The organism is Zestomonas carbonaria (assembly GCF_904061905.1).
In the GTDB taxonomy this organism is placed as follows: domain Bacteria; phylum Pseudomonadota; class Gammaproteobacteria; order Pseudomonadales; family Pseudomonadaceae; genus Aquipseudomonas; species Aquipseudomonas carbonaria.
On the sequence record NZ_CAJFCI010000059.1, the window covers coordinates 38,982 to 59,557 of the forward strand.

18 protein-coding genes are annotated in these 20,576 nt (G+C 67.2%); 6 read left to right on the plus strand and 12 right to left on the minus strand.

Annotated elements, in window-relative coordinates; all coding sequences use genetic code 11:
- The first annotated feature begins 1 nt into the window (after position 1).
- Entirely contained in the window at positions 2-1,126 is a 1,125-nt protein-coding gene (locus tag PSEWESI4_RS15060) for an ABC transporter permease (RefSeq protein WP_187672031.1), read from the plus strand.
- Positions 1,127-1,434: 308 nt separating this feature from the next.
- On the opposite strand, the gene PSEWESI4_RS15065 is transcribed toward PSEWESI4_RS15060, so the two are convergent.
- The 7 genes from PSEWESI4_RS15065 to PSEWESI4_RS15095 all read right to left on the minus strand — a co-directional run bounded on the left by PSEWESI4_RS15065 (position 1,435) and on the right by PSEWESI4_RS15095 (position 9,538).
- Complete coding sequence (locus PSEWESI4_RS15065; RefSeq protein WP_187672032.1) at positions 1,435-2,085, minus strand: YceH family protein; 651 nt, start codon at positions 2,083-2,085, stop codon at positions 1,435-1,437.
- A 101-nt stretch (positions 2,086-2,186) separates the two neighbouring features.
- Positions 2,187-2,717 carry a DUF4124 domain-containing protein gene (locus PSEWESI4_RS15070; RefSeq protein WP_187672033.1) on the minus strand — a complete coding sequence of 177 codons (531 nt, stop codon included), beginning with the start codon at positions 2,715-2,717 and terminating at the stop codon, positions 2,187-2,189.
- An 82-nt stretch (positions 2,718-2,799) separates the two neighbouring features.
- Complete coding sequence (gene sstT / locus PSEWESI4_RS15075; RefSeq protein WP_187672034.1) at positions 2,800-4,065, minus strand: serine/threonine transporter SstT; 1,266 nt, start codon at positions 4,063-4,065, stop codon at positions 2,800-2,802.
- A gap of 719 nt (positions 4,066-4,784) precedes the next feature.
- The gene (locus PSEWESI4_RS15080) at positions 4,785-5,657 is read right to left on the minus strand and encodes an efflux RND transporter periplasmic adaptor subunit (RefSeq protein ID WP_187672035.1); all 873 of its coding nucleotides are present in this window, start codon (positions 5,655-5,657) and stop codon (positions 4,785-4,787) included.
- A gap of 12 nt (positions 5,658-5,669) precedes the next feature.
- Positions 5,670-5,870 (minus strand): DUF1656 domain-containing protein, encoded by a 201-nt coding sequence (locus PSEWESI4_RS15085; RefSeq protein ID WP_187672036.1) that lies wholly within the window; start codon positions 5,868-5,870, stop codon positions 5,670-5,672.
- Complete coding sequence (locus tag PSEWESI4_RS15090) at positions 5,860-8,037, minus strand: FUSC family protein (protein WP_187672037.1); 2,178 nt, start codon at positions 8,035-8,037, stop codon at positions 5,860-5,862. Before PSEWESI4_RS15090 ends, PSEWESI4_RS15085 begins: the two co-directional genes overlap by 11 nt.
- A 1-nt stretch (position 8,038) precedes the next feature.
- Positions 8,039-9,538, minus strand: coding sequence for an efflux transporter outer membrane subunit (locus tag PSEWESI4_RS15095; protein ID WP_268960784.1), 1,500 nt, complete (start codon positions 9,536-9,538; stop codon positions 8,039-8,041).
- Positions 9,539-9,721: 183 nt separating this feature from the next.
- Here PSEWESI4_RS15095 and PSEWESI4_RS15100 point away from each other — a divergent pair, with 183 nt between their 5' ends.
- The 4 genes from PSEWESI4_RS15100 (at position 9,722) to PSEWESI4_RS15115 (ending at position 14,928) form a co-directional block, all read left to right on the plus strand.
- Positions 9,722-10,699 carry a LysR family transcriptional regulator gene (locus PSEWESI4_RS15100; protein WP_187672038.1) on the plus strand — a complete coding sequence of 326 codons (978 nt, stop codon included), beginning with the start codon at positions 9,722-9,724 and terminating at the stop codon, positions 10,697-10,699.
- 258 nt (positions 10,700-10,957) lie between these two features.
- Positions 10,958-11,848, plus strand: a complete 891-nt coding sequence (locus PSEWESI4_RS15105) for a pseudouridine synthase (RefSeq protein ID WP_187672039.1) — start codon at positions 10,958-10,960, stop codon at positions 11,846-11,848.
- A 240-nt stretch (positions 11,849-12,088) separates the two neighbouring features.
- Complete coding sequence (locus PSEWESI4_RS15110) at positions 12,089-13,411, plus strand: OprO/OprP family phosphate-selective porin (RefSeq protein WP_187672040.1); 1,323 nt, start codon at positions 12,089-12,091, stop codon at positions 13,409-13,411.
- Positions 13,412-13,806: 395 nt separating this feature from the next.
- Positions 13,807-14,928, plus strand: a complete 1,122-nt coding sequence (locus PSEWESI4_RS15115) for a GNAT family N-acetyltransferase (protein ID WP_187672041.1) — start codon at positions 13,807-13,809, stop codon at positions 14,926-14,928.
- A 294-nt stretch (positions 14,929-15,222) separates the two neighbouring features.
- Here the strand turns inward: PSEWESI4_RS15115 and PSEWESI4_RS15120 are convergent, their stop codons facing one another.
- The 5 genes from PSEWESI4_RS15120 to PSEWESI4_RS15140 form a co-directional block, all read right to left on the minus strand.
- Entirely contained in the window at positions 15,223-15,690 is a 468-nt protein-coding gene (locus PSEWESI4_RS15120; protein ID WP_187672042.1) for an REP-associated tyrosine transposase, read from the minus strand.
- A gap of 40 nt (positions 15,691-15,730) precedes the next feature.
- On the minus strand, positions 15,731-17,566 hold the full coding sequence (locus PSEWESI4_RS15125) for an ABC transporter ATP-binding protein (RefSeq protein WP_187672043.1): 1,836 nt from the start codon (positions 17,564-17,566) through the stop codon (positions 15,731-15,733).
- Between the two features lie 235 nt (positions 17,567-17,801).
- On the minus strand, positions 17,802-18,356 hold the full coding sequence (locus PSEWESI4_RS15130) for a peptidylprolyl isomerase (RefSeq protein WP_187672044.1): 555 nt from the start codon (positions 18,354-18,356) through the stop codon (positions 17,802-17,804).
- A 15-nt stretch (positions 18,357-18,371) separates the two neighbouring features.
- Positions 18,372-19,172: an alpha/beta fold hydrolase gene (locus PSEWESI4_RS15135; RefSeq protein WP_187672045.1), complete on the minus strand. Its 801-nt coding sequence runs from the start codon at positions 19,170-19,172 to the stop codon at positions 18,372-18,374.
- Positions 19,173-19,190: 18 nt separating this feature from the next.
- The gene (locus tag PSEWESI4_RS15140; protein WP_187672046.1) at positions 19,191-20,117 is read right to left on the minus strand and encodes a LysR family transcriptional regulator; all 927 of its coding nucleotides are present in this window, start codon (positions 20,115-20,117) and stop codon (positions 19,191-19,193) included.
- 52 nt (positions 20,118-20,169) lie between these two features.
- Between PSEWESI4_RS15140 and PSEWESI4_RS15145 the strand changes: the two genes are divergently transcribed.
- Positions 20,170-20,493 carry a 3-phosphoglycerate kinase gene (locus PSEWESI4_RS15145; protein ID WP_187672047.1) on the plus strand — a complete coding sequence of 108 codons (324 nt, stop codon included), beginning with the start codon at positions 20,170-20,172 and terminating at the stop codon, positions 20,491-20,493.
- Positions 20,494-20,576: the final 83 nt, after the last annotated feature.

Sequence of the window (20,576 nt, forward strand, 5' to 3'; positions counted from 1 at the left end):
AGTGAAGAAGCTGGCCAACATCTTCCACCTCGGCATCAAGGAATTCCGCAGCCTGGGGCGCGACTACGCGATGCTGGCGCTGATCGCCTGGGCCTTCACCCTGGGCGTCTACAGCTCCGCCACCGGCCTGCCGGAAACCCTGCACCATGCGCCCATCGCGGTGGTCGACGAAGACCGCTCGCAGCTCTCCACACGGATCATCAACGCCTTCCAGACCCCATATTTCCGCACGCCGGAGATGATCGACCAGGCCGAGATGGACCGTGGCATGGACACCGGGCAATACACCTTCACCCTCGACATCCCGCCGGACTTCCAGCGCGACGTGCTGGCCGGGCGGCAGCCGGCGATCCAGGTCAACGTCGACGCCACGCGGATCGCCCAGGCGTTCTCCGGCGCCGGCTACATCCAGAACATCATCGCCACCGAGGTGAACGAGTTCGTCGCCCGCTACCGGGGTAGCCCGCCGATGCCGGCGCAGCTCGCGGTGCGCATGTCGTTCAACCCGAACCTGACCCAGTCCTGGTTCGGCGCGGTGATGGAGGTGATCAACCAGATCACCATGCTGTCGATCATCCTCACCGGCGCGGCGCTGATCCGCGAGCGCGAGCACGGCACGGTGGAGCACCTGCTGGTGATGCCGCTGACGGCGTTCGAGATCATGGCCGCCAAGGTCTGGTCGATGGCGCTGGTGGTGCTCGGCGCGGCGGCCTTCTCGCTGGTGGCGGTGGTGCAGGGCTGGCTGGCGGTGCCGATCAGCGGCTCGGTGCCACTGTTCCTGCTCGGCGCCGCGCTGCACCTGTTCGCCACCACCTCGATGGGCATCTACCTGGGCACCGTGGCGCGCTCCATGCCGCAGCTCGGCCTGCTGACCATCCTGGTGCTGATGCCGTTGCAGATCCTCTCCGGTGGCACCACGCCGCGCGAGAGCATGCCGGTGTTGGTGCAGCACATCATGGAACTGGCGCCGACCACCCACTTCGTCAGCCTGGCCCAGGCGATCCTCTACCGTGGCGCGGACCTGGCGATCGTCTGGCCGCAACTGCTGGCGATCATCGCCATTGGCTCGATGTTCTTCCTCGCCGCCTTGCGGCGCTTCCGCAAGACCATTACGCAGATGGCGTAGGGGGAGGGGGAAGGTGTGGTCTGGCCACGCTCCCTCACCCCAGCCCTCCCCCAGAGGGAGCCAGTCCGTGGCGTCGATGGGCTCCGTGCGTGAACACGACTCCGTGCAAGCCCCCTCTCCCCTCGGGAGAGGGCTGGGGTGAGGGGCGGAGTTTTTTTCGGATTGGGCGACCCACCGAGCGGAGGTTACGCCATTGCCGGTGGGCTGAAGCCCACCCTACGGCTGTTCTCTGGATTACTCGCTTCGCTCGCTGAAGGGCGTTCGGTGCAAGCACCGTCCCGCGTTCGCGGGGACCCAGAAAACGCATCCTACGAAAGCAACCCCGCCAGCTTTTCCTCCAGCTCCGCCACCTTCGCTTCCAGCGCCTGGATACGCTCCTCGTGATCGCTGTGGCCGCTGCCGGAGAACGAGTCGTTCTGCCGGGCGGCGAGCAGTTCCTCGAGATCGGCGGCGGTGCCCAGGCGGTGCATGTAGCGGTCTTCGCGCTGGCCGCTCTGGCGCGGCAGCAGCAGGGCCAGGCCGCGACCGATCAGGCGTTCGAGCTGGTGCTGGACCTGTTCGGCGTCGTCGAAGGCGTACAGCCGGGTGCTGCGGGTCAGCAGTTCGTTGATGGTCTGCGGCCCGCGCAGCAGCAACAGGCCGAGCAGGGCGAGTTGCGGTTGCACCAGTTCCAGCTTCTTGTCGGTGCGTTGTTCCCAGCGGTCGGCGCGGCTGGCCATCTGCAGGCGCACCAGCTCGCGCTCCTCGAGGCTCCGCAGGGCCTGGCCGACCTGGCCGGGTGTGAGGTTCATCACCGGTTCGCGGCTGGTCTTCTGGTTGCAGGCAAGGACCAGGGCGTTGAGGGTCAGCGGGTAGCTTTCCGGGGTGGTCGCCTGTTTCTCGATCAGGCTGCCGAGGGCGCGGACCTCGGCGGCACTCAGGGGATTCTGCTCGAACGGTGCGGGAGCTTCGGCGGACATGGGGCTATCCATCTATGGGATTGGAGGCAATAGGCTAGCCCGAGAAGTGTCGCGAGGGTATGCCTGTGTGGTCCGTGGGCGCGAACTCCCACGGAAAGGCATCAATTCTCCCGCTCCCGTTGCGGCCCGGTGTGCTTGGTCGCATTGCGTGGCGCGCCCACGCCCTTGGGCGGTTGCGGTGGCTGTACCGGCGGCTGTGGCGGCTGCGGTGGATAGGGAGGGTGCGGCGGATACGGCGGCCAGGGCCGGGTGTGGTCCGGGTAGGGCGGGCGTGGCCGGTGGATGTAGGGCGGCGGGGGATAGTCGTAGTAGCTATCGCTGTCGTAGCCGTCGTCGCTCGCTTCGTCGTCGGGCGCCTGGGGAGCATTCCTGCCAGGGCTCGCTGCCTGCTGCGGCTTTTCTTCTTCCGGCTCGGGCGGCTTCGGGATGGCCAGTGGAATCGACGGTCCGTCGCCGCTCGGCCGTGGGTTCTGGACCTCCAGCGCCTCTTCCATGGTCTGTTCGGGCGGGCAGGTGGTCTGGGTGAAGGTGACGTTGCCGTTGCGGTCGATGCACTTGAGCACCGTGGCGGCCGAGGCGGTGGAAAGCGGCCCGGCCAGCAACAGCGTCAGCAACCAGCGGGACTTGTTCATCAGCGCTCCTTCAATACTGGAAAGGCCCGCGTCCGGCGGGCCTTTCCAGTGTAATCGGGCGCGTCGAAAAGTGCGCGACCGGTTACTTCGACAGCGTTTCGGCGCCGTGTTCTTCCGTGCCGGCACGTTCCGCCATCTCGCCGGCGGCGCACGCCGCGGCGGTGAACACCACGTCGGTGGAAGAGTTCAGCGCGGTTTCCACCGAGTCCTGGAGGATGCCGATGATGAAGCCGATCGCCACCACCTGCATGGCGATCTCGCTGGAAATGCCGAACATGCCGCAGGCCAGCGGCACCAGCAGCAGCGAGCCGCCGGCCACGCCGGAGACTCCGGCGGCGCTGACCGAAGCGATTACGCAGAGCAGCACGGCGCTGGCGAGGTCGACCTGGATGCCCAGGGTGTTCACCGCCGCCAGGGTCAGCACGGTGATGGTGATCGCCGCGCCGGCCATGTTGATTGTGGCGCCCAGCGGGATGGACACCGAGTAGGTGTCCTCATGCAGGCCGAGGCGTTCGCAGAGCTGCATGTTGACCGGGATGTTGGCCGCCGAGCTGCGGGTGAAGAAGGCGGTGATGCCGCTCTCGCGCAGGCAGGTGAACACCAGCGGGTAGGGGTTGCTGCGGATCTTCCAGAACACGATCAGCGGGTTGACCACCAGGGCGACGAAGAACATGCAGCCGAGCAGCACGGCGAGCAGGTGCGCGTAGCCGAGCAGGGCGCCCAGGCCGGATTCGGCGAGGGTCGCGGCGACCAGGCCGAAGATGCCCAGCGGCGCGCAGCGGATCACCAGGCGGACGATCTGCGAGACGCCGTGGGCGAAGTCGTTGAGCAGGCTGCGCGTGGTTTCGCTGCCGTGGCGCAGGGCCAGGCCGAGGCCGAGGGCCCAGGCCAGGATACCGATGTAGTTGGCCTTCATCAGGGCGTTCACCGGATTGTCCACCGCGCTCATCAGCAGCCCGTGCAGCACTTCGGCGATGCCGCCGGGCGCGCTCAGCTCCACGCCTTGCGTACCGGTCAGCACCAGCGTCGAGGGGAACAGGAAGCTGCCGATCACCGCCACCAGCGCGGCGGCCAGGGTGCCGATGGCGTAGAGCAGCAGGATCGGCCGGACGTGGGTCTGCTGGCCCTTGCGGTGGTTGGCGATGGCGGCGATGACCAGCACGAAGACCAGGATCGGCGCGACCGATTTCAGGGCGGTGATGAACACCTGGCCGAACAGGCCGATCTTCAGCGCGGCGGTTGGCCACAGTAGCGCCAGGGCGATGCCGGCGACCAGGCCGATGAGGATCTGCACGACCAGGCTGCCGTGAACCAGGTATTGGAGAAGGGGGCGGCGCATTGCACTCATGACGCAATCTCGAAGCTGTTTCGGGTCAGGCGAACGGGGGATCGCCCCGCTGGCCACGGAAAAGCGGCGGAGTTTACGGATAATCGAGGCGAATGGCTCGTTTCTCGCGCTTTTTCGGACCGGCTGCCTGGCATCGAAGAAAAATGGCCTTCCCCCGACAACGAGCGCGAACGCCCCAGGGGAAGGCCAGAAGGGCAGGCCGTCCAGGGAGGGGAAACGGCCTTCTAGGGTTCCGACTGTACGCTCGTGCCAGGGAGCACGGCTTGACCAGGGTCAATGCTTGCATTTCCCGGATTGCATCCGGGCTACGTTCCGTAGGAGCGGCCCCTGGCCGCGAATCGCGCGCATGGCGCGTTCCTACAGGCCAGCATCGGGGTAGTGTTGTAGGAGCGGCCCATGGCCGCGAATCGCGCGCGTGGCGCGCTCCTACAGGTCAGCATCGGGGCCGTGTTTGTAGGAGCGGCCCATGGCCGCGAATCGCGCGCGTGGCGCGCTCCTACAGGTCGGCGTCGGGGTAGTGTCGTAGGAGCGGCCCCTGGCCGCGAATCGCGCGCATGGCGCGCTCCTACAGGTCGGCATCGGGGCCGTGTTTGTAGGAGCGGCCCATGGCCGCGAATCGCGCGCGTGGCGCGCTCCTACAGGTCAGCATCGGGGGAGTGTCGTAGGCGCGGCCCCTGGCCGCGAATCGCAGGCATACGGCGAGAGTGCTGCCGCGCGCCCTACGGCTGCTCCGCCTGCGGGCGGACGATCACCGTGCCGGTCATCCCGGCGGACAGCAGCACGTCGTCCGGCACGTCGTCGATATGGATACGCACCGGGATGCGCTGGGCCAGGCGCACCCAGTTGAAGGTCGGGTTGACGTCGGCGGTCAGTTCGCGGCTCTGCGGGTTGTCGCGGTCGTAGATGGCGCGGGCGATGCTGTCCACGTGGCCGCTGAGGGACTGGCCGCTCATCAGTTGCACGTCCACCGGGTCGCCCTCGCGCAGGTGCGGCAGCTTGGTTTCCTCGAAGTAGCCGTAGATCCAGAACGAGTGGCGATCGACCACCGCCAGTTGGGGCTCGCCGGCGCGGGCATAGTCGCCGGCATACACGGCGAGGTTGGTGACGTAGCCGTCGGCCGGCGCCAGGACGCGGGTGCGTTCCAGGTCGAGGCGGGCGGCGTCGAGGGTGGCCAGGGCCTGCTGGTAGTCGGCCTCGGCGGCGGCGGCGGTGTTGCTGGCGTCGTCCAGGCTCTCGCGCGACACCACGCGGTTGTCCATCGCCGCGCGGCGCCTGGCGTTGAGCCGGCGCATCTCCAGGGTGGCCTTGCGCGAGGCGACCAGCGCCTCGGCCTGCTGCACGGCGATCTCGTAGCGACGCGGGTCGATCTGCATCAGCAGGTCGCCTTTCTTCACCACCTGGTTGTCGCGCACCGGCACCTCGACCACCAGGCCGGAGACGTCGGCGGCGACGTTGATCACCTCGGCGCGCACCCGGCCGTCGCGGGTCCAGGGCGAGTCCATGTAGTGGGTCCAGAGGCTGCGCCCGATCAGCACCGCGACGAGCAGGATGATCAGGGTGGCCAGTACGCTGAAGACGGATTTGAGGCTCATGGTCGGGATCACTCAGGAATAGACGAACAACGCCATGCCCCCGTAGAGGCAGGCGAACAGGCAGACGCGGAACAGCGACGGGTGCCAGGTGAAACGGTACAGACCGACCCAGGCGAGCAGCCGGTCGAGGCCCCAGGTCAGCGCCAGGGCGATGAGGAACAGCAGGGTCACGGTGGGCAGGTAGACACCGTGCAGGGCGATTTCACGCGGCATGGCTGGGCTCCGGTGCGGGCAGCGGCGGTAGCGGCGAATTGGGATCGAGCAGCGAGGTGCGGATGAAGTGCAGGTAGCTCAGCACACGACGCACCGGCGCCTGTTCGAAGTGCAGTTCGTAGGGTTCCGCGGCGGCCTGGGCGCGGTCGATGGCGTGCTGCACGGCGTTCAGCGCGCGCTGGCGGTTGTCCGCGCTGGGCTGCACGAACAGGCGGATCAGCGCGCGGCCGAGCACGCGGGTGGCGCGGCGCCAGGGCGCGTTATCGGCATAGGCGGGGGCGTCCGGCAGTTCATCCTGCTCGCGGCGCAGTTCGATCACCGCATGGCCGGCCTCCAGCACCAGGAACATCCAGCGCAGCAGGTTGTGCTGGGCCGCCGGGCTGCTGGAGGCCAGGCCGTAGGCCTGCACCACCAGGTCGCGGGTGCCGCTCTCGAAGCCGGTCACCAGGTTCTGCGCCGGGGCGCTGACCGCGTGGACGATCCGCCGGCGCAGGTCGTTCTCCAGGCGGCGCCACATCCACGGCGCGTTGGGCGGCAGGACCACGGCGATCACCGCGGCGGAGATGATCATCGATAGCAGCAGGGCGATGTAGTTGTTGATCAGCCCGGACGGGTCGAACACCGTATGGTTGGCCGGCAGCGCGCCGATGCAGAAGAAGATCAGCAGGCCGGGCCCGTAGCCGGCCCAGCGCGGCCGGGTGCTGAGGAAGGCGCCGAGGACGAACACCGGCGCGATCACCAGGCAGAGCATCACGAAACCATCGATGCGCGGCAGCACGAACAGGCCGACGAAGATGCCGAGCACCGCGGCCAGGGCGGTGCCGCCGGCCATCTGCATGGCGGTGTGCGGCGGGTTCGGCGAGGACGACACCAGCGCCAGAATGGCCACCGCGTTGAGGGCGAACATGCCGCCGCTGGGCCAGGCAGTGACGATCCAGAAGGTACCGAACAGCAGCACCACCATCCCGGTGCGCAGGCCGGCGATCACCGATGCCAGCAGGTTGGCCTTGGGCGTGAAGTCCTGCTCCCACTGCTCGCGCTCGTGGCGGTGGGCGCTCAGCGAGGCATGGGTCAGGGCGTAGTCGTGCAGATCGTCGACCAGCCGGTAGAGCAGTTCGGCGGCGCTGTCGAAGTCGAGCAGGGCGTCGCCGTGGTCTTCGCCGAGTTGGGCGCGGGCCATGCGGATGGCGGCGCGCACTTCCTGGCGCAGCCGTTCCAGGCGTTCGGCCAGGCGACCGGCATCGTCCACCGTGAGTGGGCGGTCGCGCAGCGTTTCGAGAATTTCCTCGAGCGGCGCCAGGCAGGGGCGGATGGCCGCCAGCAGGTCTTCCCGGCTCTGGCCGAGCAAGCGTTCGCGCAACTGGTGGAGGGCGTGGAAGCGCGTGGTGAGGGTCATGAACTCGCTGTTCAGGCGTGCCAGGCGGCGGCTGCGCAGGCGGGTGTGCGGGTCCTCGAAGGCGCCGGCGGTGCGCATCGCTTCCAGGCCGACCGCTTCGCTGGAGAAGCGCACGTTGCCGGCGACGAAGGCGTTGCGGTCGAGCTTGCGGCGCAGGCCATCGAGCATGAAGCCGGCGAAGGCGCCGAAGCGCAGGTAGAGCGCGTTGCGCATCGCCGCGGTGGTGGTCTGCGGCAGCAGCACGGCGCTGACCAGGGTCGAGCAGCCGACCGCCAGGCTGATTTCCAGCAACCGCCAGATCGCCTGCATGAAGGCGGCTTCCGGCTGGGTGGTGGCGGGAATGCCGATCAGCGTGGCGGTGTAGCCGGCCAGCACGCAGGCGTAGGCGCGGAAGTCGCGGTAGCGCGCGGCGCCGGCGGTACACAGGCCGATCCAGATCGCCGCGCTGAGCAGGAACAGCACGCGCTCCTGGGCGAACAGGGCGACCAGCACGATCATCACGGACAGGCCGATCAGCGAGCCGATCAGGCGGTAGAAGCTCTTGGCGAACACCTGGCCGCTCTGCGGCTGCATGACGATGAACACGGTGACGCAGGCGGTGCTCGGCTGCGGCAGCTCCAGGCGCATGGCCAGCCACAGGGTGAGGAAGGCGGCGCAGAGCACCTTGGCGATGTAGATCCAGGTCAGTCCGTCGCTGCGCGCCCATTCGTAGAACGCGCGGCGCAGCGCGTCGAGGCCGGGCAGGGCGGGGGACAGGTAGAGGCCCTTCATCTCAAGGCTCCCGTACCTGCACGGTCGCCGGTGTCAACCTGGACGGTCGCGGGCTGTCTTTCTCCCCGACCAGGCCGCCGCCGAGCGCCACGATCAGGTCGGCGCGCGCCGCCAGGCGGGTGGCTTCGACCTTCTGCTGGGTGAGTTGCTGCTGGAACAGGCTGGTCTGTGCGTGCAGCACGTTGAGGTAGTCGGTCAGGCCGCCGTCGTAGGCTTCCTGGGCGAGCTGGTAGGCGGTGCGCGCGGCTTCGACCGACTGCGCGGCGAGGTGCGCCTGGTGGTCGGCCGACTTGAGGCGGATGAGCTGGTCGGAGATGTCCTTCAGGGCGACCACCAGGGTCTGGTTGTACTGTGCGACCGCCGCGTCGTAGTCCGCCGAGGACTCGCCCAGCTCGCCGCGCAGGCGGCCGCCGTCGAAGATCGGCAGGGTCACCGCCGGGCCGACGGTGTAGTTGAACTTGCTGCCCTTGAAGTATTCCAGCAGGCCGCCGCCGACGGCGTTGAAGCCGATGCTGGCGAGCAGGTCGACGTTGGGATAGAAGCCGGCGCGGGCCACGTCCACACCCTTGGCCGCAGCGGCGACCTTCCAGCGGCTGGCCACCACGTCGGGGCGGCGGCCGAGCAGTTCGGCGGGCAGTTGCGAAGGCAGGCCGGGGGCGGCGCCCAGTTTCAGGCGCGGGCGTTGCAGGCTGGCACCGGCGCCCGGACCCTGGCCGGCGAGGGCGGCGAGCTGGTTGCGGCTGAGGGCGATGGCTTCTTCCAGGGCGTCGATCTGGCGCTTGGTCTCCGGGATCGGCACCCGCGCCTGGCTGACCTCGAACTCGGTGCCGAGCCCGCCGGCCAGTTGGCGCTGGGCGAGTTCGAGCATTTCCTGCTGCTGGTCGAGCATGGCGTGGCCGATGTCGAGCTGGGCGTATTGCAGGGACAGCATCACGTAGGCGCGGACGATGTTGCTCTCCAGTTCCAGTTGCGCCACCCGCGCCTCGGCGGCGGCCATCTGGGCGAGGTTCCGCGCGCGTTCGCTGTTGCTGCGCTCGCGGCCCCAGAAGTCCAGGGCGTAGCTGAGGCCGATGGCGGCGGTGTTGTTCCAGGTGGTGGTGTCGGCCAGTTCGCCGGGGCCGTAGAAGTAGTCGGTCGGCCAGTGGTGACGCTGGAGAGTGGCTTGGCCGTTGACCTGCGGCGCCTCGGCGGCTTCGACCGCGCCGGCCATGGCCAGCGCCTGGCGGATGCGCGCGGAGGCTTCGGCGAGGCTCGGGCTGGTTTGCAGGGCGTTGTCGATCCAGGCGTCCAGTTGCGGGTCGCCATAGACCGTCCACCAGCGCTCCCGAGGCCAGCCGGCATCGCGGTTGGCGGCCTGGATGGCGGCATCGGTGGCCAACTGGGCGGCCTCCAGGTGCCGCTCCTGCGGCGCGATGCCGCCGGTGCTCATGCAACCGGCGATTATTGAGAAAACGACAAAGGAACTGACGAAAGCCAGTCCGCGTTGGAGCTTGGAATGCACGCTTGACGTTCCTGGGGAAGTGTTTGGAAAGGCCGTGAAGGCCAGAATCGATGAGGACTATTGTAGAAAGTCGGAAGACGCGGAATAAGCTGGGCAAAAGGCGATGGTTTATTATCGATTCTGTAATAATCGCCCGGAATGGCTGTGTCACAATTTCGCCATCACGTTCGGACAGAGGTATCGATGGACACCCTGCAGGCCATGCGCGCCTTCGTCAGCGTGGCGGAGACCGGCAGTTTCACGGCCGCCGCCAAGCAACTGAATACCACCGTCGCCCAGGTCTCCCGGGGCGTTTCCGGGTTGGAGACACGCCTGCGCGCCCGTCTGCTCAACCGCACCACCCGGCGCATCGCCCTGACCGAAGCGGGCGAACGCTATCTGCTGCGCTGCGAGCAGATCCTCGCCTATGTCGAGGATGCCGAGGCCGAGGCCGGCGATGCCCATGCCCGTCCGGCGGGGCGCCTGCGCGTGCATTCGATGACCGGCATCGGCCAGCACTATGTGATCCGCGCCATCGCCGAGTACCGCAAGCAGTTCCCCGAGGTGTCGGTGGACCTGACCATGGCCAACCGGGTGCCCGACCTGCTCGACGAGGGCTACGACGTGGCCGTGGTGGTGGCGACCGAGTTGCCCGACTCCGGGCTGGTGTCGCGGCGCATCGGCAAGACCTACAGCATCCTCTGCGCCTCGCCGGACTACCTGGCCAGTCGCGGCCAGCCGAAGGTCCTGGCGGACCTGGCCGAACACGACTGCCTGCGCCTGCTGAGCCCGGTGATGTCGCTGGACAAGTGGCTGTTCGACGGTCCCTACGGCCAGGAGATGATCGCCCTCGCGCCGTCGCCGTTCCAGGTCAACGTCGGCGACGGCATGACCGAGGCGATCCGCTGCGGCATGGGGATCGGCGTGCTGCCGGTGTATTCGGCCATCGCCGGACTACGCGACGGCAGCCTGGTGCGCGTGCTGCCGCACTACCGCATGCAGCGCCTGAACGTCTACGCGCTGTACCCCTCGCGGCAGTACCTGGACGCGAAGATCAAGACCTGGGTGGAGTTCCTCCACGACCGCTTGCCGACCGCGCTGGAGGCGGATGAGGAAATCGTCAGCCGCGGTTGCGACGGAAATGGTAAGGCCCGCGCGACAGACGGAGTGAAAGGAGCATGACACTCGGTCTGTCGGGCGGGCCTTGATGGGGGCTGATCCTTCAGCAGGGATATGATTACGCCATCAGTTGTGAAAGTTTCGTGAAAGTTCGAAAAGGCGCCGGTCGATCTTGTCTTCCTGTGCGTTCGGACACATTCGCGGTGGGTTGATTGGTTTCCCGCGAACGCGGGGACCCAGAAAACAAACATCGCGAACCTTTGACCCGCCCTCCATGGCCGGGCCTAATACGCTCCCGTATTCCCACTCCAGAACCCCACGATGCCCACTCCACCCGCCGTCCGCCCCAGCATCCTGCACTTGCCTCCGGGCGACTGGGACACCGTGCTCGATTGCCTGTGCGCGCATTTTCCGGCGATCGGCCGCGAGACCTGGCTCGGGCGCATGGCGCGTGGGCGGGTGATGGATGGCGATGGCCGGCCGCTCGGTCCGCAGCATCCATATAAGGAAGGATTGCGGGTGCAGTACTTCCGCGAGGTGGCGAACGAGACGCCGATTCCGTTCGTCGAGGCCATCCTGCACGTCGACGAGCACCTGGTGGTGGCCGACAAGCCGCACTTCCTGCCGGTGATGCCGGCCGGCGAATACGTCGAGCAGACCCTGCAGGCGCGCCTGACCCGCCGCCTGGACAATCCGCATCTGGTGCCGCTGCACCGCATCGACCGGCACACCGCCGGCCTGGTGCTGTTCTCCGCCAACCCGGCGAGCCGCGCGCGCTACCAGGCACTGTTCCGCGAGCGGCGCATCGACAAGCGCTACGAGGCCATCGCCCCGGCGCTGCCCGACCTGGACTTCCCGCTGCGGCGTGCCACCCGGCTGGAGGCCGGCGAACCGTTCTTCCGCATGCGCGAGGTGGATGGCGAGCCGAACACGGAAACCCAGATCGAAGTGCTCGAACGTCGCGGCGGCTGGTGGCGCTATGCGCTCTACCCGGTGACCGGCAAGAAGCACCAGTTGCGCGTGCACCTGGCCGCGCTCGGCGCGCCGATCCGCCATGACGGCTTCTATCCCGAACTCATCGATCGCCCGGATGCCCCGGACGATTACGACCGGCCGCTGCAACTGCTGGCGCAGGGGCTGTCCTTCAGCGACCCGCTGAGCGGTGAACCGCGCCGCTTCGCCAGCCGACTGCAACTGGCTTTCCCCTCGTAGACCGGGCCGGGCAGCGCTCCGTTTCAACCCATGGAATCTCCGCCGGCCCCTCTGCTGAAGCGCTTCCTGCCGGCTCTCCGCCCATATTCCTAAAGGAAGTAAAAAAGTTCCCCTGTCACATAACATTTTTGTAATGGCAATCTGACTGTCATAACCCGTCGCCAAGATTCCCCTCCAACACCAACGGCCCAGATGCCCGCGTGTTTTCCGACGCTAAAAGACCAATAGGGGAATCCTTCGATGATCCGTATGCACACCTTCCGTGGTATGGCCGGTTTCGTGGCCAGCGCCCTGGCTCTCGCCGTGAGCGCCCAGGCCGTCGCCGGTACCGTCACCACCGACGGCGCCGACATCGTTATCAAGACCAAGGGTGGCCTGGAAGTGGCCACCACTGACAAGGCTTTCGGTTTCAAGGTCGGCGGCCGTCTGCAAGCCGACTACAGCCGCTTCGACGGCTTCTACACCCGCAACGGCGACACCGCCGATGCCGCCTATTTCCGCCGTGCCTTCCTCGAGATCGGCGGCGTGGCCTTCACCGACTGGGCCTACCAGATCAACTACGACTTCTCGCACAACTCCGGCGATTCGGATAACGGCTACTTCGATGAGGCCTCCATCTCCTACACCGGCTTCAACCCGGTGATCCTGAAGTTCGGTCGCTTCGACCCGGAGTTCGGTCTGGAGAAGGCCACCAGCTCCAAGTGGGTGACCGCCCTGGAGCGTAACGCCTTCTACGACATCATCGACTGGACCAACGGCCACCAGAACGGCCAGGGCGCGCAGATCTCCTACGCCTATGACAACCTCGCCTACGTGTCCGCCGGTGCCTTCTCCAAGGACATCGACGACACTGAAGGCGACAGCGTCAAGCAGTTCAACTTCCGTGGCGTGATCGCGCCGATGGCCGAGGCCGGCAACGTCCTGCACTTTGGTGTGAACTACGCCCAGCGCAGCCTGGACGACGTGGTCGGTGCCGACGCGCGCTATCGCTCGCGCCTGGGCATGCGTGGCGTGGAAACCAACGGTGGCAACGACGCCAGCGGCGTGGGCACCCGTCCGGTATTCGCCGGCAGCAACTCCGCCGCCCTGGAATGGGACGACGACAAGGCCTGGGGCCTGGAAGCGGCCTGGGCCATGGGCCCGTTCTCGCTGCAAGGCGAATGGATGAAGCGTGAAACCGACTCCGCCGGCCCGCAATCCGACCTGGAAGCCGATGGCTTCTACGTCCAGGCCGCCTACACCCTGACCGGCGAATCGCGTGGCTACAAGCTCGGCCGCTTCGACTCCATCAAGCCGGCCAACAAGCAGATCGGCGCCTGGGAAGTCTACTACCGCTACGACAGCATCTCCGCCGACAACGACGTGGCGCAGGTTTCCGCCAACTTCACCCGTGAGGCCGACGACACCGAGGCCAAGGTGCACAACCTGGGCGTGAACTGGTACGCCACCGAAGCGGTCAAGGTCAGCGGCATGTACACCAAGGTCAAGACCGACAAGGTCACCAACATCAACGGTGACGACGACGGCGACGGCTTCGTGATGCGTCTGCAATACGCCTTCTAAAGCATAAGCATCGTTGCGCTCCTTTTTCTTGCCCCGCCTAGTGCGGGGCTTTTTTTCGTCTGCAATGCGGATGAAGCGGCCCACGGCCGCGAATCGCGCGCATGGCGCGCTCCTACAGGTCGGCATCGGGGTAGTGTCGTAGGAGCGGCCCATGGCCGCGAATCGCGCGCATGGCGCGCTCCTACAGGTCGGCATCGGGGTAGTGTCGTAGGAGCGGCCCACGGCCGCGAATCGCGCGCGTGGCGCGCTCCTACAGGTCGGCGTCGGGGTAGTGTCGTAGGAGCGGCCCATGGCCGCGAATTGTGTGCCTGGCGACGGCATCCACCATCTCCCCGATCATCTCGCGGGATCGCCGTTAGAGATATATTGCAGCCTTGCCACCCCGGAATCCCGCCATGCCCGTCCACCGTATCGACTCCCTGCATGCCGTCGCCCCCGAAGCCTGGGACGCCCTGCTTGCCGAGCCGCAACCCTTCCTGCGCCACGCTTTCCTTTCCGCCCTGGAGGACAGCGGCAGCGTCGGCGGGCGCAGCGGCTGGCGTCCGGACCATCGCCTGCTGGTCGAGGGCGGGCGGTTGCTGGCGGCGCTGCCGGCCTACCGGAAGAGCCATTCCTACGGCGAATACGTGTTCGACCACGGCTGGGCGGACGCCTGCATGCGCGCGGGAATCGCCTACTACCCCAAGCTGCTCGGCGCGGTGCCGTTCAGCCCGGTGCGCGGGCCGCGCCTGCTGGGCCTGCCGCACGCGGCCGGGCAGTTGCTCGACGAACTGGCGGCGGGTCTGGAAGAGGAAGGGCTGTCCGGCGCCCACATCAACTTCACCGATGCCCTGGCCGATAGCCTGCTGGGCGATCGGGAGGGCTGGCTGGAACGGCTTGGCTGCCAGTTCCACTGGCACAATCGCGGCTACCGGGATTTCCAGGACTTCCTCGACACCCTGGCCTCGCGCAAGCGCAAGCAACTGCGCAAGGAGCGCGAGCAGGTGGCCGGGCAGGGCATCGACTTCGACTGGCGCGAGGGACGTGAGCTGAGCGAGGCGGAGTGGGATTTCGTCTATGCCTGCTACGCCAATACCTACCACGTGCGCGGCCAGTTGCCGTACCTGGCGCGCAGCTTCTTCAGCCTGCTGGCCGAGCGCATGCCCGAGGCGATCCGCGTGGTGCTGGCCCGCCAGGGCTCACGGCCGGTGGCCATGGCCTTCAGCCTGGTGGACGGCGAAAGCTTCTACGGCCGCTACTGGGGCTGCCTGGCCGAGTTCGACCGGCTGCATTTCGAGACCTGCTTCTACCAGGGCATGGACTACGCCATCGCCCACGGCCTGCGCCGCTTCGACGCCGGCGCCCAGGGCGAGCACAAGCTGATCCGTGGCTTCGAACCGGAGATCACCCGCTCCTGGCACTACCTCACCCACCCCGGCCTGCGCGCGGCGGTGGCCGAGTTCCTGGAGCAGGAACGCCACGGCGTGCGTGGCTATGCCGAGGAAGCGTGGGAGTTGTTGCCGTATCGGCAGGGTTGATCCCACGAATCGCGCGCGTGGCGCGCTCCTACAGGTCGGCGTCGGGGTAGTGTCGTAGGAGCGGCCCATGGCCGCGAATCGCGCGCGTGGCGCGCTCCTACAGGTCGGCGTCGGGGGAGTGTTTTGTAGGAGCGGCCCATGGCCGCGAATCGCGCGCATGGCGCGCTCCTACAGGTCGGCATCGGGGTAGTGTTGTAGGAGCGGCCCATGGCCGCGAATCGCGCGCGTGGCGCGCTCCTACAGGTCGGCACTGGGGCCGTGTTTGTAGGAGCGGCCCATGGCCGCGATCCCGCCTCAAAGCCACACGGCGTTCCAGAACGGATAATCGCCAATCCGCTTCACCAACCCCGCACGCAGGGGATTGGCCACGATGTAGCGTGCGGTCGCGCGCAGGTCCGCCTCGGCACGCAAGGCGTGATCATGAAACGCCCTGGCCCAGAGTGGGCCGTGTCGACCGAGGCTTCGGTTCGCATGGCGGGCGCTGGCGGATTTCAGGCGGCCGACCAATTCGCTGAGATCGCCATGCTCGCTCAACTGGATCAGCCAATGCGCATGGTCCGGCATCAGCACCCAGGCGAGCATGCGGTCGGCGGCCTGTACCTCAGCGGCTTCGAAGCAGCGTGCGGCGGCACAGGCGGCCTGGAAGTCAGTGAACAGGGGACGGCGCTCCGTGGTCGTGGCGGTGACCAGGTAGGCGGTATTGCCGATGGACACGCGACCTTTGCGCAAGGCTGCGTGGCCGGAACGGCGAAGCTCTTCCATGAGCGATTCTCCGTGACGGGTTCGTATGGGCCGCTCCCGCCTATTCCACCCCGACGAACCCGCCGGTCTGGTGCTGCCACAGGCGGGTGTAGAGGCCGCCGTGTTCGAGCAGTTCGCCGTGGCTGCCGCTCTCGACGATGCGGCCCTGGTCGAGCACCACCAGGCGGTCCATGCGGGCGATGGTGGACAGGCGGTGGGCGATGGCGATCACCGTTTTGCCCTGCATCAGCGTTTCCAGGCTTTCCTGGATCGCCGACTCGACTTCCGAGTCCAGCGCCGAGGTGGCTTCGTCGAGGATCAGGATCGGCGCGTCCTTGAGCAGCACTCGGGCGATGGCGATGCGCTGGCGCTGGCCGCCGGAGAGCTTGACCCCGCGTTCGCCGACCCGCGCGTCCAGCCCGCGTCGGCCCTGGGCGTCGGAGAGTTGCGGGATGAAGCTGTCGGCCCGCGCCTTGCGCGCCGCTTCCCAGAGTTCCGCCTCGCTGGCGCCGGGCTTGCCGTAGAGCAGGTTGTCGCGGATCGAGCGGTGCAGCAGCGAGGTGTCCTGGGTGACCATGCCGATCTGCGCGCGCAGGCTTTCCTGGGCAACCTCGGCGATGTCCTGGCCGTCGATCAGGATGCGTCCCTGCTCCAGGTCGTAGAGGCGCAGCAGCAGGTTGACCAGGGTCGACTTGCCGGCGCCGGAGGGGCCGATCAGGCCGATCTTCTCGCCGGGGCGGATGTGCAGGTCGAGACCTTCGATCACCCCGCTGCCCTTGCCGTAGTGGAAGTGCACGTTCTCGAAGCGCACCTCGCCACGGCTCACCCGCAGCGGCGGGGCGTCTGCGCGGTCGAGCACCGTGTGTGGCTGGGCGATGGTGCGCAGGCCGTCCTGAACCGTGCCGATGTTCTCGAAGATGCCGTTGACCACCCACATGATCCACTCGGCCATGCCGTTGATGCGGATCACCAGGCTGGTAGCCAGGGCGATGGCGCCGACGCTGATCGCGCCCTGGCTCCACAGCCACAGGGCGAGGCCGGTGGTCGCGGCGATCAGCAGGCCGTTCATGGCGGTGATGGTGAAGTCCATCGCGGTCACCACGCGGCCGACCCGCTGGGACTTCTCGGTCTGCTCCTGCAACGCTTCGCGGGCGTAGCCCTGTTCATGGTTGGTGTGGGCGAACAGCTTGAGGGTGGCGATGTTGGTGTAGCCGTCGACAATGCGCCCCATCAGCTTGGAGCGCGCCTCGGAGGCGACCACCGAGCGCTGCTTCACGCGCGGCACAAAGTAGGAGAGGGCGACGGCATAGCCGATCACCCAGATCAGCAGCGGCAGCATCAGCCGCCAGTCGGCCTCGGCGAACAGCACCAGGCTGCTGACCACGTAGACCACCACGTGCCACAATGAGTCGATGGCCTGCACAGCCGAGTCGCGCAGGGCGTTGCCGGTCTGCATGATGCGCTGGGCGATGCGCCCGGCGAAGTCGTTCTGGAAGAAGCCCAGGCTCTGCCTGAGCACGTAGCTGTGGTTCTGCCAGCGCACCAGGGTGGACAGGCCGGGGCTGATGGTCTGGTGCACCAGCAGGTCGTGCACGCCGTTGAACAGCGGGCGCAGCAGCAGGGCCACCACGGCCATCCAGATCAGCTCGTCGCGGTGCTCGCGGAAGAACTCGCTGCCGCTGGTGCTGGCTTGTGCGAGGTCGATCAGCCGGCCGAGGAAGCTGAACAGCGCCACTTCGATCAGCGCGACCACCAGCCCGACTAGTAGCAGGGCGGTCAGGCTCGGCCAGACCTGGCGCAGGTAGTGCAGGTAGAAGCGTCCCACGCCGGACGGCGGCATGTCGCCGGAACCGGCACGGAAGTAATCGATGAGGCGTTCGAAGTAGCGGAAGATCATGGTGTCGCATCCTTAAAGTGCTGCCGGGCCTGTTGGCCCGGCGGGCGGCATATCCTGTGCCGCGGGAGGAGGGGGAGCGTTCGGTCCCTCACCCCAGCCCTCTCCCGGAGGGAGAGGGGGGCAATCCGAGGCGTTGGTTAGCGCCGTGCATGACCTCAGCTTCGATCAGTCCCCTCTCCCCCTGGGAGAGGGTTGGGGTGAGGGGCGGACTTTCGTCCAGCCGACTTCCCCTCAGTCAAATCCGCTTGGCCGAAAGAATCACCACCGGCTGGGCGGGCACGTCGCGCATGCCGGCGCGGAAGGTGGTCGGCGTCTGGGCGATGCGGTCGACCACGTCCATGCCGCGCACCACCTTGCCGAACACCGCGTAGCCGAAGTCACGCACGCCGTGGTCGAGGAACGCGTTGTCCTTCTGGTTGATGAAGAACTGGCTGGTGGCCGAGTTCACTTCCGAGGTCCGCGCCATGGCCAGTGTGCCGCGCACGTTGTGCAGGCCGTTGTCGGCTTCGTTCTTGATCGGCTCCCGGGTTTTCTTCTCGCTCATGCTCTCGGTGTAGCCGCCGGTCTGCACCATGAAGCCGGGGATCACCCGGTGGAAGATGGTGTTGTCGTAGAAACCGCTGTCCACGTAGGCGAGGAAGTTCTTCACGGTGACCGGCGCCTTGCCGGCGTCGAGTTCGACCTCGATCTCGCCCAGGCTGGTGGCGAGCAGCACGCGGGGGTTGTCAGCGGCCAGCAGGTTGCAGGCGAACAGCAGGGAGCAGGCAGCGAGTACGAGTTTCTTCAGCATCGTTGAGGCCTTTTTCTAGGTCTTGGCGGAACGCTCGACCTCGGCGAGGAAGTCGAGCAGGGTGGTGTTGAATCGTTCGGGCTGGTCCATCGGGGTGGCATGGCGCGAGTCGGCGATCACCGCCAGGCGCGCGTTCGGCAGCTCCTTGACGTAGGCCTCCTTCAGCGCCACCGGGGTGTAGTCGTGATCGGCACTGACCACCAGGGTAGGACAGGTGATGCGCTCCAGGCGTTCCCGCACGCCCCAGCCGATGATCGCGTCCAGGCTGGCGGTGTAGGCGCGCTTGTCGTTGCGCGGCCAGCGCTGCTCGACCTTCTGCCGCAGCTCGGCCTGTTCCGGCTTGGGGAACAGGATGCGCGCGAGGCCCTTGGCGATCCGCTCCAGGCTGAGCAGCCGCGAGAGGGTCCAGCGCTGGGCGATCATCAGGTAGTCGGCGGGCTTCCTGGCCTTCACCTCCGGGCCGCTGTTGACGATGGTCAGGCTCTTCAGCAGGTGCGGGAAGTCCACGCCGACCTGGAAACCGATCATTCCGCCCATGGAGATGCCGACCAGATGCACCGGCCCGCAGCCGAGGTGTTCGATCAGCGCCGCCACGTCCTCGGCGAAGCCGGCGATGCTGTAGCGTTCACGCGGCTTGCCGGAACGGCCGTGGCCGCGCACGTCGAGGGCGATGACCCGGTAGTGGGGGCTCAGCGCGGGGATCTGGTATTCCCAGTCCAGGGTGCTGGAACCCAGGCCATGAACCAGCAGCAGCGGCGCGCCGTGGCCGTATTCCTCGTAGTGCAGTTGGCAACCTTGGTAATCGAAGTAAGACATGGGAGCCCCCGGGGCGCGTCAGGTGGTCGGCAGAGGTGCGGCGAAAGGTGCATCCAGGGGCGCACTGTCGAAGGTCTTGAGCAGGTCGATGAGGATCTGCGTCGCCGGTCCCAGTGTCTTTTCCTTGTTCGAATAAAGGTAGAAGCTGGGCCGCCGGCTGCCGCCCTGGTCCAGCGGCAGCGGCTTGAGCAGGCCCTCGTGCAATTCGCGTTCGATCAGGTGGCGTGGCAGCCAGGCGAAGCCCAGGCCGTTGCCGACGAAGGTGGCGGCGGTGGCCAGGCTGCCGACCGTCCAGCGCTGCTCGGCGCCGAGCCAGCCGACGTCGCGCGGCTGGGTGTGCCCGGAGTCGCGGATCACCACTTGCAGATGGCCTTCCAGGTCCTGGAAGGTGATCTCGCGTTGCAGCAGGTGCAGCGGATGCAGCGGATGGGCGACGGCGATGAATTCCACCGAGTTCAGCTCCTCGCCCAGGTAGCCGCCGATGTTCAGGCTGCTGATCGCCAGGTCGGCGACGCCTTCGAGCAGCACTTCCTCGACCCCGGACAGCACTTCCTCGCGCAACCGCACCCGGCAGCCCCGGCTCTGCGGCATGAAGGCGCTGAGCGCGCGCACCAGGCGGGCGATCGGGTAGGCGGCGTCGACCACCAGGCGCACCTCCGCCTCCCAGCCCTGCTCCATGTGGTGGGCGAGGTCTTCCAGTTGGCTGGCCTGCTTGACCAGTTGCCGCGAGCGGCGCAGCAGCACGGCGCCGGCTTCGGTGAGCACCGCCTTGCGCCCGTCGATGCGCAGCAGCGGTACGCCGAGCTGTTCCTGCATGCGCGCCACCGTGTAGCTGATCGAGGATTGCGAGCGGTGCAACGCCTCGGCCGCCTGGGCGAAACCGCCGTGATCGACCACCGCCTGGAGGGTGCGCCATTGATCCAGGGTTACGCGGGGAGCTTTCATCTACGTCTCCTCTTGTCCTACGCTGGCCTCCCGTACCGGAGAAACCTGTCCCATGAAAAAGCTGTACTGTGCCGTATTCGCCCTGCTGCCCATGGGGGCATTGGCCGCGACCTATCCCATCGAGCTGGAGAAGCAGTTGAACGGCGCGGAAGTGTCCGCCTCCGGCCAGGCCATCGATTACAACCTGGCCGCCCTCGACCTCTACAACTATGGCCAGACCCGCGCCAGGTGCACCGCCGTGTTCCGCAACGGCCCGGAAGTGCCGCGCACCCGCAAGGTCACCCTGGAGCCGGGCGGCAACGCGGCGCTGACCGGCAAGTTCAACAACGGCATCATCCGTCTGCGCATCAAGCTCACCTGCGAACCGCTCGACTGACCCGGAATAGGCGTCCGGACGGTGCGCAGGGCACCGTCCAGAGCCTAATTCGCTTGCATCCATAAATCAAATTTGTAGATCGT